General features: G+C 68.6%; 12 protein-coding genes. 4 read left to right on the plus strand and 8 right to left on the minus strand.

Annotated elements, in window-relative coordinates; all coding sequences use genetic code 11:
* Positions 1–189: 189 nt before the first annotated feature.
* A complete protein-coding gene (gene sciP, locus G539_RS0118965) occupies positions 190–465 on the plus strand; it encodes a CtrA inhibitor SciP (RefSeq protein ID WP_026303994.1) in 276 nt (91 codons plus the stop codon).
* Positions 466–714: 249 nt separating this feature from the next.
* On the opposite strand, the gene G539_RS0118970 is transcribed toward sciP, so the two are convergent.
* The gene (locus G539_RS0118970; protein WP_029076593.1) at positions 715–1,416 is read right to left on the minus strand and encodes a metal-dependent hydrolase; all 702 of its coding nucleotides are present in this window, start codon (positions 1,414–1,416) and stop codon (positions 715–717) included.
* Positions 1,417–1,559: 143 nt separating this feature from the next.
* Here G539_RS0118970 and G539_RS0118975 point away from each other — a divergent pair, with 143 nt between their 5' ends.
* The gene (locus G539_RS0118975; RefSeq protein ID WP_084640078.1) at positions 1,560–2,174 is read left to right on the plus strand and encodes a YqaA family protein; all 615 of its coding nucleotides are present in this window, start codon (positions 1,560–1,562) and stop codon (positions 2,172–2,174) included.
* An 8-nt stretch (positions 2,175–2,182) separates the two neighbouring features.
* On the plus strand, positions 2,183–2,704 hold the full coding sequence (gene ruvX / locus G539_RS0118980) for a Holliday junction resolvase RuvX (protein ID WP_029076595.1): 522 nt from the start codon (positions 2,183–2,185) through the stop codon (positions 2,702–2,704).
* Here ruvX and G539_RS0118985 read toward each other — a convergent pair.
* The 3 genes from G539_RS0118985 to topA all read right to left on the minus strand — a co-directional run bounded on the left by G539_RS0118985 (position 2,683) and on the right by topA (position 9,791).
* Positions 2,683–4,326, minus strand: a complete 1,644-nt coding sequence (locus G539_RS0118985; protein WP_029076596.1) for an acyl-CoA dehydrogenase family protein — start codon at positions 4,324–4,326, stop codon at positions 2,683–2,685. The two genes, ruvX and G539_RS0118985, sit on opposite strands and share 22 nt — an antisense overlap.
* 200 nt (positions 4,327–4,526) lie before the next feature.
* On the minus strand, positions 4,527–6,782 hold the full coding sequence (rnr, locus tag G539_RS0118990) for a ribonuclease R (RefSeq protein WP_245576905.1): 2,256 nt from the start codon (positions 6,780–6,782) through the stop codon (positions 4,527–4,529).
* A 264-nt stretch (positions 6,783–7,046) separates the two neighbouring features.
* Positions 7,047–9,791, minus strand: coding sequence for a type I DNA topoisomerase (gene topA, locus G539_RS0118995; protein ID WP_029076598.1), 2,745 nt, complete (start codon positions 9,789–9,791; stop codon positions 7,047–7,049).
* A 313-nt stretch (positions 9,792–10,104) separates the two neighbouring features.
* Between topA and G539_RS0119000 the strand changes: the two genes are divergently transcribed.
* On the plus strand, positions 10,105–10,329 hold the full coding sequence (locus G539_RS0119000; RefSeq protein ID WP_029076599.1) for a hypothetical protein: 225 nt from the start codon (positions 10,105–10,107) through the stop codon (positions 10,327–10,329).
* Here the strand turns inward: G539_RS0119000 and dprA are convergent.
* Genes dprA through G539_RS0119020 form a run of 4 tightly spaced genes read right to left on the minus strand, consistent with a single transcriptional unit; the run spans position 10,326 to position 14,413 of the window.
* Positions 10,326–11,480: a DNA-processing protein DprA gene (dprA, locus tag G539_RS0119005; RefSeq protein WP_029076600.1), complete on the minus strand. Its 1,155-nt coding sequence runs from the start codon at positions 11,478–11,480 to the stop codon at positions 10,326–10,328. The two genes, G539_RS0119000 and dprA, sit on opposite strands and share 4 nt — an antisense overlap.
* 4 nt (positions 11,481–11,484) lie before the next feature.
* Entirely contained in the window at positions 11,485–12,096 is a 612-nt protein-coding gene (gene plsY / locus G539_RS0119010) for a glycerol-3-phosphate 1-O-acyltransferase PlsY (RefSeq protein WP_051231673.1), read from the minus strand.
* Positions 12,097–12,126: 30 nt separating this feature from the next.
* Positions 12,127–13,449: a dihydroorotase gene (locus tag G539_RS0119015; protein ID WP_029076602.1), complete on the minus strand. Its 1,323-nt coding sequence runs from the start codon at positions 13,447–13,449 to the stop codon at positions 12,127–12,129.
* Between the two features lie 7 nt (positions 13,450–13,456).
* The gene (locus tag G539_RS0119020) at positions 13,457–14,413 is read right to left on the minus strand and encodes an aspartate carbamoyltransferase catalytic subunit (RefSeq protein ID WP_035831593.1); all 957 of its coding nucleotides are present in this window, start codon (positions 14,411–14,413) and stop codon (positions 13,457–13,459) included.
* Between the last annotated feature and the right edge of the window lie 195 nt (positions 14,414–14,608).

The following is a 14,608-nucleotide window of genomic DNA, read 5'->3' on the forward strand; positions in this document are numbered from 1 at the left end:
GCCCGACGGGACAGCGCTTCCGCGCCGGCGCGCGGCCCGGCATGGCGGATTTCCGGCGCAAACACGGCATTTCCGCGAGGTTGCAGGCGGCTGCAATCCTTACCGAGTGGTTGAGAGGGGTTTAGCCCTTTTTTAAAGCCGACATCGTAGTCTCGCTTTCGACAAGGTCAGGTTGAGTGTGAGAGTAGAATGACCGATCAAATGCGTCCGCGCGTCAAATACGTCATCGGACCGGACGGAAGTCCGCTTACGATTGCCGATTTGCCGCCGCGTGACACGAAACGTTGGGTTATACGCCGCAAGGCAGAAGTCGTCGCGGCGGTGCGGGGGGGCCTGCTCAGCCTAGAAGAGGCGTGTCAGCGTTATACGCTGACCGTCGAGGAGTTCATCTCCTGGCAGCAATCGATCGACCAGCACGGCCTCGCCGGGCTCCGGACGACGCGGATTCAGCAATATCGCCAGTAGATCGCGCGGCTCTGTCAAAGCCACGCCACGAAAATCGAAAAGGCCGGCGCATCGCCGGCCTTTTTCTTTTTCCCGGATCAGAGCCTTGGAGAATTGTCTTCCTTCACCTCTCCCTGAGGGAGAGGTCGACGGCCGCAGGCCGGCGGGTGAGGGTTTACAGCCTCACCCGGAGAATTCCCTAAACCCTCACCCGGAGCTTCGCTCCGACCTCTCCCTCAGGGAGAGGTGCAGAAAAGAATAGCCCTCCCCTCAGAGCGTCAGCGTCTCGCCGACCGCCGGCACCGCCACCTTGGCATCGGCGCCCTTCATCGCCTCGACGAACTTGTCCGCCGTCGCATCGAGCAGGCCGAACGTGGCGTAGTGGCAGGGAATCACGGTGTCGAAATGGAAGAAGCGGCGTGCCGCCAGCGCCGCCACCTTGCCGCCCATGGTGAAGCGGTCGCCGATCGGCAGGATGCCGATCTTCGGCTGGTAGATCTCGTCGATCAGCGCCATGTCGGAGAAGATGTCGGTGTCGCCGGCGTGGTAGAGTGTCTTCTCGCCCGGCGCGCGGAGAACGAGGCCATGCGGCAGGCCCAACGACATGGCGACGCCGTTCCTGTCGATCATGCCCGACGAATGATGCGCCACGGTCATCGAGACGCGGAAGGCGCCGAGGTCGATCGTGCCGCCCGAGTTCATCGCCTCGAGCTTGCCGACGCCATGGTGGCCGAGATAGGCGGCGAGGTCGGCATCCGCGACGACGGTGGCGCCGGTCGCCCTGGCGATCGGGATGGTATCGCCGAGATGATCGCCATGGCCATGCGTCAGCAGGATGTGCGTCAGGCCGCGGGTCCATCGCGCGGTGTCGCCCTTGAAGGACGGATTCCCGCTCAGGAACGGATCGATCAGGATGACGGCGCCGTCGATCTCGATGTGGAAGGCGGCATGGCCGAGCCAGGTGAGCTTCATGATGTCGTATCCATCCTCTGTCGGTTCCTCGGGGCAATATGGCGACGCGCGCCGAATTGACCAGCCCCGCCGCGCTGCAAGCTTGCCGTGCCGGGCGCGATCCCCGATAAGGGCGTGAGCAAATCAGGAGGATCGTGTCGGAGATGGAAGCGCGCGTACCGCAGGCCGAGCGCAAGGGCGTGATGAAGCGCCTGTTCGACCGCATCATGGTCCTGTCGGCCGGCAAGCACGCCCTGTGGCTGCTGGCCGTGGTCTCGTTCACCGAGGCCTCGTTCTTCCCGATTCCGCCCGATCCGGTGCTGGCCGCCATCGTGCTGGCGCGGCGCGACCGCGCCTGGCTGGCGGCGCTCGTCTGCACCCTCGCCTCGGTGCTCGGCGGCCTGTTCGGCTACGCCATCGGCTACGGCCTGTACGAGGCGATCGGCGCGCCGGTCATCGCCTTCTACAATCTCCAGGAAGCCTTCCATACCTTCCAGCTTCGCTTCGACGAATGGGGCGGCTGGATCATCGTCGCCAAGGGGCTGACGCCGATCCCGTTCAAGCTGGTGACGATCGCCTCCGGCGTTGCCCACCTCAACCTGTGGACCTTCGTCATCGCCTGCGTGGTCACGCGCGGCCTGCGCTTCCTGCTGGTCGCGGCGCTGTTCTACGCCTTCGGCCCGCAGGCGCGCGCCATCATCGACAAGCATTTCTCGACGGTGATGATCCTCGGCACGATCCTCGTCATCCTCGGCTTCGTCGCCATCATCTACATCTGAGGCCCGGCATGAGCGGCACGATCCTGGAACTGGGCGAACTGGAGCTGGCGCTGCCTCAGGCGGCGCCCCTCATCGGCCTCGATCTCGGCACCAAGACGATCGGCGTCGCGATCTCCGATCTCGGCCGGCGCATCGCCTCGCCGCTCGTCCTGATCAACCGCGTCAAGTTCACGCTCGACGCCGAGGCGCTGATCAAGCTGATCGGCGAGCGCCAGGTGGCGGCGATCGTCATCGGGCTGCCCCTCAACATGGACGGTTCGGAGGGCCCGCGCGCCCAGGCGACGCGAGCCTTCGTGCGCAACCTGCTGCCGAAGATCGAGATCCCGGTCGCGTTCTGGGACGAACGGCTCTCGACCGTCGCCGTGACGCGCACGCTGCTCGAGGCCGACACCAGCCGCAAGCGGCGCGGCGAGCTGGTCGACAAGATGGCCGCCGCCTTCATCCTGCAGGGCGCGCTCGACCGGCTGCAGAAGCTGCTGCGCGACCGCCAGCCGGACGATGAGGACGATCAGCCCTTCGGGCAGATGTAGTCGATGAAGGCGCGCGCGTCGAAGCGGGCGTCGAGCATGCCGTAGGTCGAGCGCCAGGGCTTGCCGAGGCGCGATTCCAGGAAGGCGTCCGCGACCACGGCGGGGAAACGCCGGCGCATCGCCGCCGCCGCCACCGTCATGGCGAGCTGCTCGACGAGGATGCGGGCCGAGCCCTCGTCCGCGAGGCCGACCGCCGTCGCCGCGCGAAGCACGTTGAGCGTCGAGCGCGCCGCCTGGCCGAGGCCATCCTCGATCACCCGAAGCACCGCCTCGAGCGAATCCGACGAACGCCGCAGGATGCGCAGCACGTCGAGGCAGAGCGTGTTGCCCGGCCCGTCGGCCAGCGCCGGCGCCAGCGCGTCGCGATAGAGCCGCGCGAGCGGGCCTTCCTCGACAAAGCCGTTGCCGCCGGCGCATTCGATCGCCTCGGCGACGATCGCCGGCGTCACCTTGGTGACCCAGTACTTGACCACCGGCGTCATCAGCCGGGCGAAGGCCGCCTCGACCGGATCGTCATGCGAGCGGTCGACGGCTTCCGCGAGGCGGAAGACGAGCGCCGCCGACGCCGTGACGTCGAGCGCCATGTCGGCGAGCACGCGGGTCATCAGCGGCTGGTCGATCAGCGGCGCGCCGAAGGCGCGGCGATGCCGGGCATGATGCACGGCTTCCGACAGCGCGGCGCGGGAAATGCCGGCCGAGGTCAGCGCACCGTCGACGCGGGTCAGCGTCACTGTCTCGTTGATGGTCGAGACGCCGCGGCCGGCCTCGCCGACGAGGAAGCCCGTCGTGCCGGGGAATTCGACTTCCGCCGCCGCGTTGGAGCGCGTGCCGAGCTTGTCCTTGAGCCGCACGAGGCGGATCGGGTTGCGCTTGCCGTCGGGCAGGAAGCGCGGCACCAGGAAGAAGGAGAGCCCTTCCAGCGTCTGCGCCAGCACCAGCAGCGCGTCGCTCATCGGCGCCGAGACGAACCATTTGTGGCCGACCAGGCGGTAGCTGCCGTCGCCGAGCGCATCGGCCCGCGTCGTGCTGGCGCGCAGATCCGAGCCGCCCTGCTTCTCGGTGGTGGCGAAGGCGAACAGCGCGCCCGCCTTCTGCGACGCCGGGATGACGCGCGAATCGTAGCGCCGCGAGCGGATCATCGGCAGCCAGGTCTCGGCGAGACGCGGCGCATGGGCGAGCGCGGCGACGCTGGCACTGGTCAGCGACATGGCGCCGACATGGCCGGCCTCGACCTGCGCCGTCATGTAGATGCGGGCGGCGCGCGCCACGGCGCGCACGCTCGCCTCGTCGCCGGTGGCGTCCCAGATCGACGCCTGCAGGCCGGCGGCGACGCTGCGCCGCATCAGCGCGTGATAGGCGGGATGGAACTCGACCGTGTCGGCGCGGCGGCCGCTGGCGTCATAGGCCTTGAGGACGGGCGGAACCTGGTTGGCGAGGCGCGCCAGATCGGCCATCTCGGTCGAGCCCCACTGCGCGCCATGCGCGGAAAGGCCCTCGACGACCGGACGCGGCAACCCTTCGACCAGCGCCGCCAGCACCGGATCCGAGGCATAGAGGTTTTCCCCGACGCGCGGCGCGACCTGGTTGTTGACTTCGTGCGTCTCGTAATCCGGCGAAACCATGCGTCTCCTGCCCCGTCCTCGGTCCGCGCCCCTTATCTGCCGGCGAGGGTTAATCGCGGGCAAAGGCGCGGCCTTTCTACCTCAAGGATATGCGCTTTTCGCTGGAACGTTCATCGCTTCATCGAAGCGCCGAACGTCCCCGCTCCTGGTTTGATCGCGTTTTCCACACGCGAACCGGCATCCCCTTCGCTCGAAAACGCTTAGCGACGCTTGCCCCCCGGCTTGCTCTTGAACGATCCCCCGGCCGGCCGGCCGCGACGGCCGCGGAAGCCGCCATTGTCGGCCACCTTGCGTTCGCCCTTGGGCAGCATCCGACCGTCCGACATCAGCTCGAAGCGGAGCGCGCCGGCGACCGGCGCGACCTCGACCAGCTTGACCTCGACCGTATCGCCGAGCCGGAACATCTCGCCCGTCCGCGAGCCGATCACCGCCTGGCGCGCCTCGTCGAACTGGTAGTAGTCCGAGCCGATCGAGCCAATCGGCACGAAGCCGTCGGCGCCCGTCTCGTCCAGCTTGACGAACAGGCCGGCGCGCGTGACGCCGGCGATGCGGCCCTGGAAATGCGCGCCGATGCGATCGGCGAGCCAATGCGCGACGAGACGGTCGATCGTCTCGCGCTCGGCCGCCATCGCCCGGCGCTCGGCGCCGGAGATCTCCTGCGCGATCGCCTCGAGATCCCGCTCGATGCCGTCCTGCAGCCCGCCCTCGCCCATGTCGAGCGAACGGACCAGCGCGCGATGCACGATCAGGTCGGCATAGCGGCGGATCGGCGAGGTGAAGTGCGCGTAGCGGCGCAGGTTAAGACCGAAGTGACCGATGTTCTCGGGGCTGTAGACGGCCTGGCTCTGCGAGCGCAGCACCACCTCGTTGACGAGCGCGGCGTTCTCGCTGTCCTTGACCCGGTCGAGGATCAGGTTGAACTGGCTCGGGCGGAGATTGCCGCTCTTCGGCAGGTTCATCTCGATCGAGGCGAGGAACTCGCGCAACGCCTCGAGCTTGGCCAGCGACGGCGCGTCGTGCACGCGATAGACCAGCGGCGACCCCTTGCGCTCCAGCGTCTCCGCCGCGGCGACGTTCGCCTGGATCATGAACTCCTCGATCAGCTTGTGCGCGTCGAGGCGTTCGGGAACGATGATGCGGTCGATGGCGCCGTCGGGTCCGACGATCAGCTTGCGCTCGGGCAGCTCCAGATCGAGCGGCTCGCGGTTGTCGCGGCCGCGCTTCATCACCGCATAGGCGGCCCAGAGCGGCTTCAGGATCGGCTCGAGCAGCGGGCCGGTCTTGTCGTCCGGCCGGCCGTCGATCGCCTCCTGCGCCTGGGCATAGGCGAGCTTGGCGGCCGACCGCATCATGATGCGGTGGAACCAGTGGAACTTCTTCTTGCCCTCGGCGGTGAACTGCATCTTGACCGCGAGCGCCGGGCGATCCTCGCCCTCGCGCAGCGAGCAGAGATCGTTCGAGATCCGCTCCGGCAGCATCGGCACGACGCGGTCCGGGAAATAGACCGAATTGCCGCGCTTCAGCGCCTCGCGGTCGAGCGGCGAGTTCGGCCGCACATACCAGGCGACGTCGGCGATCGCGACGGTGACGAGGAAGCCGCCAGGGTTCTCGGGATCCGGATCCGGCTCGGCATAGACGGCGTCGTCATGATCCTTGGCGTCGGGCGGATCGATGGTGACGAGCGGCACGTGCCGCCAGTCCTCGCGGCCACCGGAAATCACCGCCGGCTTCGCCCGCTCGGCCTCGTCGAGCACCGCCTGCGGGAAGACATAGGGGATGTCGTGTGCATGGATGGCGATCATCGAGACCGCCTTCTCGCTCGTCATCGCGCCGACGATCTCGACGACGCGCACGCGCGGCGGCCCGTAGCGGGTCGAGCGCTTCGGCTCAACCGCAACGAGGTCGCCGTCGCGGGCGCCATTCAGGTCGTCGGGATCGACATCCGCCTCGCGCTGCTTGCGATCGACCGGCTCGATGCGCGCGCCATGCGGCGTCAGGCGCACCACGCCGAGGATCGAGGCGGCCCGCTTTTCGATCACCTTGATGATGCGACCGGTATGGGCATAGCCCGTCGCCTCGAGATCGGCGGGATCGACATGCGACAGCACGCGGTCGCCGATGCCGGGCGCGGGAACCAGCGGCTTGCCGCGGTTCGCCCGGATCAGGACGCGTGGCGCGTCGCCATGGTCCTTGTCCCAGTTCGCCGGCTGGGCGACGAACTCGCCCTCGTCGTCGCGCTCAACGATCGTCAGCACGGTGACGGGCGGAATGTCGCCCGGACGCGTCAGCTTCTTGCGGTTCTTCTCGACGAGCCCGTCCTCGCTCAATTCCTTGAGCGTGCGCTTCAGCGCGATGCGGGCGCCGCCGGAAATGCCGAAATGCTTCGAGATCTCGCGCTTGGTCGCCTTGCCGGGATGCTCGGCGATGAAGGCGAGGATCGCCTCGCGCGTCGGCATGCCGTTCGCCGGCGGCTCGACGGGAGCCGCCTTGCCGGAAGCTTTCGCGAAAGCCTGGGAACGCGTCGCGGATCTCGCGCCGGGCGTCCGGACCTTCGGGGATTTGGGGGGAGTGTCTGGCTTCTTGGCCAAGTAGTTTACGTCCAGTTCGGAATGAGTGTGGCAAGGGCGAAGGCCCCTGCTCTCCCCGTGGGGAGAAACGAGAATGGCCGGCCGCGCCATTTCTGGCAACAGCCGGCCTCGATGGTGCGACGCTTCCGCCGGCTAGCCGGCGTCCGCCTCCGTCGCCGCCTTCTTGGCGGTGGTCTTCTTGGCGGCCGGCTTCTTGGCCGGGGCCTTCTTGACCGGCGCCGCGTCGTCCGCGGCCTCGGCCTTCTTGGTGGTAGCCTTCTTCGCCGCCGGCTTCTTGGCCGGGGCCTTCTCGGCCTTCGGCTTGGCGGCGGCGCGCGTCTTCTTGACCGGCGTCTTGCCCGCCTTCTCGGCGATCAGCGCGACGGCCTCTTCGAGCGAAACGGTCTCGGGCGGCAGCGTCTTCGGCAGCGTCGCGTTGACGGCGCCATGCTTGACGTAGGGACCATACTTGCCAGCATGGACCGTGATCGCCCCGCCCAATGTCGGATGGTCGCCAAGCGTCTTCAAGGGCTCGGCGCCGGCGCGTGCCGGGCGGCCCCCGCGCGCCTTCTTCTCGGCGATGACCGCGACGGCGCGGTTGATGCCGACGTCGAAGACCTCGTCGACGCTTTCGAGATTGGCGTATTTGCCGTCATGCAGCAGGAACGGCCCGTAGCGGCCGATGCCCGCCTGGATCGGCTTGCCGTCCTCGGGATGCATGCCGACCTCGCGCGGCAGTGACAGCAGCGCCAACGCCTTCTCGAGCGTCAGGCTTCCCGCCTCCCAGCCCTTGGGCAGGCTCGACCGTTTCGGCTTCTCCTTGCCCTCCGGCTCGCCGAGCTGGACATAGGGGCCGAAGCGGCCGGTGCGCAAAGTCACCTCGAGGCCCGTCTCCGGATCGGTGCCGAGCACCTTGGTGCCGTCGGCGCCGAGCGCCGAACCGTTCTCGCCGTTCTCGCCGGGCGAGGCCTCATCGCCGGAGACGGCGAGCTGGCGCGTGTAGCGGCACTCCGGGTAGTTCGAGCAGCCGATGAACGAACCGAACTTGCCGAGCTTCAGCGACAGGCGGCCGGTGCCGCAGGACGGGCAGGCGCGCGGATCGCTGCCATCGGCCTTGGCCGGGAAGATATGCGGGCCGAGCAGGTCGTTGAGCGCGTCCAGGACCTGCGCCACGCGCAGCTCCTTGGTGTCGCCGACATTGGCCGAAAACTGCTGCCAGAACTCGCGCAGCACGTCCTTCCAGGCGATTTCGCCGGCCGAGATCTGGTCGAGCTTCTCTTCGAGATCGGCGGTGAAGTCGTACTCGACATAGCGGGAGAAGAAGCTCTGCAGGAAGGCCGTCACGAGGCGGCCCTTGTCTTCCGGCACCAGGCGCTTCTTCTCGATCCGCACATATTCGCGGTCGCGCAGCACGCCGAGCGTCGCGGCATAGGTCGAGGGACGGCCGATGCCGAGCTCTTCCATGCGCTTCACCAGCGTCGCCTCGCTGTAGCGCGGCGGCGGCTCGGTGAAATGCTGGGTCTTGGCGATCGCCTTCTTGGTCAGCGTCTCGCCCTTCTCCATGCGCGGCAGGCGGCCTTCGTCCTCGTCGCCGTCGTCGTCCTTGTCCTCGTTGTAGAGGGCGAGGAAGCCGTCGAAGGTCATGACCTGGCCCGAGGCGCGGAGATCGATCTTGCGGCCGCCGGCGTCGACCAGGATGTCGACGGCGGTGCGCTGCATCTCGGCCGATTCCATCTGGCTCGCGACCGTGCGCTTCCAGATCAGCTCGTACAGGCGGGCCTGGTCCTCGTCGACATAGCGGGCGACGTCGCGCGGGCGGCGCTGCGGGTCGGTCGGACGGATCGCCTCGTGCGCTTCCTGGGCGTTCTTCGCCTTCACCTGGTATTTGCGCGGCGCGCCGGGCAGGTGCCTGGCGGAAAAGTCCTGGCCGATGACACCGCGCACGGCGTCGACCGCCTCCGGCGCCATGTCGACGCCGTCGGTACGCATATAGGTGATGAGACCGACCGTCTCGCCGCCGATGTCGACGCCTTCATAGAGGCGCTGCGCCAGCTGCATGGTGCGGTTCGGCGCGAAGCCGAGCTTGCGGCTCGCTTCCTGCTGCAGGGTCGAGGTGGTGAAGGGCGCGAAGGGATGGCGCTTGGCCGGCTTCGACTCGATCTCGGCGACGGTGTAGCGACCGGCGTCGAGCGCGGCGCGGAACGCTTCCGCCTCCTCGGCGGTGCCGACGTCGAGGCGGCTGATCTTCTTGCCGTCGGCGCCGACCAGGCGCGCCTCGAACTCGTCGCCGCGCGGCGTCGCCAGCGTCGCCACCAGCGACCAGTATTCGCGCGGCTTGAAGATCTCGATCTCGTTCTCGCGGTCGCAGACGAGGCGGAGCGCCACCGACTGCACGCGGCCGGCCGAACGGGCGCCCGGCAGCTTGCGCCACAGCACCGGCGACAGCGTGAAGCCGACCAGATAGTCGAGCGCGCGGCGCGCCAGATAGGCATCGACCAGCGCCTCGTCGATCGGGCGCGGGTTCTTCATCGCCTCGAGCACGGCCTGCTTGGTGATCGCGTTGAAGACGACGCGCTCGACCGGCTTGTCCTTGAGCGCGCGCTTCTGCTTCAAGACCTCGAGCACGTGCCAGGAAATCGCCTCCCCTTCGCGATCCGGGTCGGTTGCGAGGATGATGCGGTCGGCGGCCTTGGCGGCGGCGGCCATGTCGGTGAGGCGCTTGGCGGACTTCGGGTCCGCCTCCCAGCTCATGGCGAAGTCCTCGTCCGGCAGCACCGAGCCGTCCTTCGACGGCAGGTCGCGCACATGACCATAGGACGCCACGACCTGGTAGGACGAGCCGAGGTATTTGTTGATCGTTTTCGCCTTTGCAGGCGACTCCACGATGACGAGATTCATCAATGCCATTTACGAAAAGGTCGAACGAGCCAACGCGCCCGGTCAGACGAGGAATGGAACGAGGCGGTCGCGCCGCCACTCCCACGGTCGTGGGCGCAGTCGGGCTGGACAATCCCGGAAAGCACCCGGCCTGTCAATGAAGCCCTCGCCCGCTTCGGCGCGACGAGAACCAGCATAGGCTGCCCAAACCGCCCCGAACCCCGATGGGTTGCATATATTTCGACCTTGCAATTATATTCGAGGCTGGGCTGATGCAACCACCATCGAGGACCCTGATATGGCGCCTTCGCAAGGGCAAACAAGCGCCACGGAAGTGGCGACTGAACCGATTCACGAACTGAAGCTCGGCATCTCCGGCTACATCGCCGAGATGACGAAGGATCTGAAGGGGCTCGCCACCAACGCGGAGTTCGAGTTCCTGGCCTACCTGCTCTCGGTCGCCGAGGAGGAGGCAAGAGGCATCCACCGGACGATGCGCAGCCGTCTGGCCTCCGCGACCGCAGACTTCGAATTCTCTCCAAGCCCCGACGACGCCTAGCCCGGCCCGGCCCCGATCAGCGACACGCGCTGGCCTGGATGCCGCTCGATGCGCCCGGCAAGGTCGAGCTCCAGCAGCAGCACGCTGACCAGACCGGCCGCGAGGCCGGTCAGGCGAATCACGGCGTCGATCTCGGTCGGGACCGGCCCCAGCGCCTCGACCAGCAGCGCCCGGTCGCGCTCGTCCGGCGACGCCGGCTCGCCGAGCCCGGCCTCCGACGCCTCGCCCTCGGGCCAGGCATCGGTCCTGGGCCGGCCTCGCCCCAGCATCGGCGCGACGACGTCGAGGATGTCGTCGACATCGGTCACCAGATGCGCGCCTTGCTTGATCAGCCGGTTGGCGCCGGCGGCGCGCGGATCGAGCGGCGAACCCGGCACGGCGAACACCACCCTGCCCTGCTCGCCGGCGAGCCGCGCCGTGATCAGCGAGCCCGAGCGCTCCGCCGCCTCGACCACCACCACGCCGGCCGCCATGCCGGAGACCAGCCGGTTCCGCCTCGGAAAATCCCGCGCGCGCGGCTCCCAGCCGAGCGGCATCTCGGAGAGGTGGACGCCGCCCGCCGCCAGGATGCGGTCGGCGAGCGCCGCGTTCTCCGGCGGATAGAGCCGGTCGAGCCCGCCGGCGAAGACCGCCACCGTGCCGCCGGCGAGCGCCGCCTCATGCGCCGCCGCGTCGATGCCGCGCGCCAGGCCCGACACCACGACATGGCCGGCCGCGCCCAGCCCCGCGGCGAGAAGCTGCGCCATGCGCCGCCCGGCGACGGAGGCGTTGCGGGCGCCGACGACGGCGATCATCGGCCGCGACAGCTGCGCCGATGCGCCGCGGATGGCGAGGAGCGGCGGCGGCGCGTCGATCTCGGCCAGCCAGGAAGGATAGTCCGGCTCGCCCAGCCCGACGAAGCGCCCGCCGAGCCGCGCCAGCGCGGCGATCTCGCGCTCGGCCTCGGCAGGCGCCGCCAGGCGGATGCGACGGCCGCCGCGCGCCGCCAGCTCCGGCAGGCGGGCCAGCGCCGCGGCGGCGCTGCCGCAATGATGGAGAAGGTCGCGAAAGGTCGCCGGGCCGACATTCTCGCTCCGGATCAGGCGGAGCCAATCCAGGCGCTCGGCATCGGTGAGCGGGACGGCGCGGGGAATTCCGGTCCCGCGCGCCATCGCCTCAGCCCTTCTGGCCGATCCGGCTTTCGGTGCCGGAAAGCAGCCGCGCGATGTTCGGCCGGTGCTTCAGGAAGAGGAGCAAGGCGAGGATGATGAACAGGATCGCCTTGTCGTATTGCCCGAGCCCGAGAAAGGCGAGCGGCGCGGCGACGCTGGCGGTCAGCGCCGAGAGCGACGAATAGCGCGTCAGATAGGCCATCGCGAGCCAGACAATGGCGAACAGGATCGCCACCGGCCAGGCGAGGCCGATCAGCACGCCGAGATAGGTGGCGACGCCCTTGCCGCCCCGGAAGCGCAGCCAGACCGGGAAGATGTGGCCAAGGAAGGCGCCGAGGCCGGCGACGATCGCCGCCTGCGGGCCCCAGAGCCAGCCGGCGAGCAGCACCGCCGCCGTGCCCTTCAGCGCGTCGCCGAGAAGCGTCGCCGCGGCGAGCTTCTTGTTGCCGGTCCGGAGCACGTTGGTGGCGCCGATATTGCCCGAGCCGATCGAGCGGATGTCACCGAGGCCGGCGGAACGGGTCAGGAGCAGGCCGAACGGAATCGAGCCGAACAGATAGCCGAGCACCAGCGCCGCGAGCGCCAGCGCGGCGCTCAGATCCCAGCCGAACGGCATGGCAGTTTCCCCCGAATTGATCCGTGCGCGTCAGTCGGCAGCGTATTCGTAGACCGTGCGTCCTGCAACGATGGTCCGCAGCACCCGGCCCTCGAAACGCGCGCCTTCGAACGGCGTGTTCTTCGAGCGCGAGCGCAGCTTCTCGCCGTCGCAGATCCACGGCATCGCCGGATCGACGAGGATGAGGTCGGCCGGCGCGCCCTCGGTCAGGCGGCCGCCGGGCAGGCCGAGCAGATCGGCCGGGCGGGTCGAGAGCGCCCGCGCCACGGCGGAAAGCGTCGCCTCGCCATTGTTGACGAGGCGGAGCGCCGCCGCGAGCAGCGTCTCGAGGCCGACCGCGCCGTCGGCCGCTTCCGCGAACGGATGGCGCTTGGTGTCGACGTCCTGCGGATCGTGGCTGGAGACGATGACGTCGATCGTGCCGTCCGCGATGCCCTCGATCATCGCCTGGCGGTCGTCCTCCGAACGGAGCGGCGGCGACAGGCGGAAGAAGGTGCGGTACGGGCCGATGTCGAGCTCGTTCAGCGTCAGATGCGTCGCCGAGACGCCGCAGGAGACGGAGAGACCCGCCTTCTTGGCGCGGCGGATGATCTCGAGCGATTCGGCGCAAGAGATCTGCGCCGCGTGATAGCGGCCGCGCGTCAGCGCCGCGAGCCGCAGGTCGCGCTCCAGCATGATGATCTCGGCTTCCCTAGGGATGCCGGAGAGGCCGAGCCGGGTCGCCGTCTCGCCCTCGTTCATCACGCCCGATCCGGTCAGATCGGGATCGGCCGCGTGGTGCATGACCAGCGCGCCGAAATCGCGCGCATAGGTCAGCGCCCGGCGCAGCACCAGCGCGTTGGTGATCGAATGCCGCCCGTCGGTGAAGGCGACGGCGCCGGCCTCGCGCAAGAGGCCGAACTCGGTCATCTCGCGGCCCTTGAGGCCCTTGGTGATCGCGGCCATCGGCAGCACGCGCACCAGCGTCGTGTCGCGCGTGCGGCGGGCGATGTAGTCGACCAGCGCCACGTCGTCGATCACCGGGTCGGTGTCCGGCATGGTGATCATGGTGGTGACGCCGCCGGCGGCGGCGGACTGGCCGGCCGAGGCGAAGGTCTCGCGGTGCTCGGCGCCGGGCTCGCCGACGAAGACGCGCATGTCGATCAGGCCGGGCATGACGACCTTGCCGCGGCAGTCGACGATCTCGGCGCCTTCGGGGCGCGCGGCCGCGTCGGCCTCGGGGCCGGCGGCGACGATCAGGCCATTGGCGACGATGACGCTGCCCGGCGCGTCGAGATCCCGCGAGGGATCGACGACGCGGGCGTTTTCGAGGACGAGCGGACGCTCGGTCGGGTTCAGGCGGTCGGCGTTCATCTCGCCCTCATCCGTTCGGAAGGTTCTGGGCCAGGGCTTCGAGCACCGCCATGCGCACGGCGACGCCCATCTCGACCTGGTCGCGGATCAGGCTCTGCGGACCGTCGGCGATGGCCGAGTCGATCTCGACGCCGCGGTTCATCGGGCCGGGATGCATGACGAGCGCATCGGGCTTCGCCAGCGCCAGCTTTTCCGCGTCGAGACCGAAGAAGTGGAAATATTCGCGCGTCGACGGCACGAAGGAGCCGTCCATGCGCTCGCGCTGCAGGCGCAGCATCATGACGATGTCGACGTCTTTCAGGCCCCGCCGCATGTCGGTGTAGATCTCGACGCCGAGGCGATCGAGGCCCTTGGGCAGCAGCGTCGACGGGCCAATGCAGCGCACCCGCGCGCCGAGCGCGTTCAAAAGCATGATGTTCGAGCGGGCGACGCGCGAATGCAGGATGTCGCCGCAGATCGCCACCGTCAGGTCGTGGATCGGGCCCTTGTGCCGGCGGATCGTCAGCGCGTCGAGCAGCGCCTGGGTCGGGTGCTCGTGGGCGCCATCGCCGGCGTTGATCACCGAGCAGCCGACCTTCTGCGCGAGCAGATGCACCGCGCCGGCGGCGTGGTGGCGCACGACCAGGATGTCCGGGTTCATGGCGTTCAGCGTCATCGCCGTATCGATGAGCGTCTCGCCCTTCTTCACCGAGGACGAGCCGACTGACATGTTCATGACGTCGGCGCCGAGGCGCTTGCCGGCGAGCTCGAACGAGGACTGGGTCCGCGTCGAGGCCTCGAAGAACAGGTTGATCTGGGTGCGTCCGCGCAGGACGGACTTCTTCTTCTCGACCTGTCGGCTGACTTCGACGGCCTGTTCGGCCAGATCGAGAAGGGCGGTGATCTCCTCAGGCAGGAGACCTTCGATGCCGAGCAGGTGGCGATGCGCGAACACTGCGGCGGGACTGGCTTTGAGCGCGTTCATTTGAAGCGATCCCTATATTGAGAATCACCCCGGGGGACAAGGCCGCCCGACCGGTTCGATCACTTTTGTCATGCGGCATAGCCGCTTTCGGCGCCAGCCGCTTTCGACCACCGCCGGCCCGCCAGCGCGGTGGATTGCCGCGTCGGCTTGTACCACGAGACCCAGTCGCGATATCAACCGCGTCAAGGAGATGCG

Source organism: Kaistia adipata DSM 17808, assembly GCF_000423225.1.
GTDB lineage: Bacteria > Pseudomonadota > Alphaproteobacteria > Rhizobiales > Kaistiaceae > Kaistia > Kaistia adipata.

Bases quoted from the DNA above. Each gene is read 5' to 3' on its own strand.
- plsY (WP_051231673.1), bottom strand. From the start codon at position 12,096: ATGCCGTTCGGCTGGGATCTGAGCGCCGCGCTGGCGCTCGCGGCGCTG.
- G539_RS0118970 (WP_029076593.1), bottom strand. From the start codon at position 1,416: ATGAAGCTCACCTGGCTCGGCCATGCCGCCTTCCACATCGAGATCGAC.
- ruvX (WP_029076595.1), top strand. From the start codon at position 2,183: ATGAGCGGCACGATCCTGGAACTGGGCGAACTGGAGCTGGCGCTGCCT.
- G539_RS0118975 (WP_084640078.1), top strand. From the start codon at position 1,560: ATGGAAGCGCGCGTACCGCAGGCCGAGCGCAAGGGCGTGATGAAGCGC.
- G539_RS0119015 (WP_029076602.1), bottom strand. From the start codon at position 13,449: ATGAACGCCGACCGCCTGAACCCGACCGAGCGTCCGCTCGTCCTCGAA.
- G539_RS0119020 (WP_035831593.1), bottom strand. From the start codon at position 14,413: ATGAACGCGCTCAAAGCCAGTCCCGCCGCAGTGTTCGCGCATCGCCAC.
- dprA (WP_029076600.1), bottom strand. From the start codon at position 11,480: ATGGCGCGCGGGACCGGAATTCCCCGCGCCGTCCCGCTCACCGATGCC.
- rnr (WP_245576905.1), bottom strand. From the start codon at position 6,782: ATGCCGACGCGCGAGGCGATCCTCGCCTTCATCGCCGAGCATCCCGGC.
- topA (WP_029076598.1), bottom strand. From the start codon at position 9,791: ATGAATCTCGTCATCGTGGAGTCGCCTGCAAAGGCGAAAACGATCAAC.
- sciP (WP_026303994.1), top strand. From the start codon at position 190: ATGACCGATCAAATGCGTCCGCGCGTCAAATACGTCATCGGACCGGAC.
- G539_RS0118985 (WP_029076596.1), bottom strand. From the start codon at position 4,326: ATGGTTTCGCCGGATTACGAGACGCACGAAGTCAACAACCAGGTCGCG.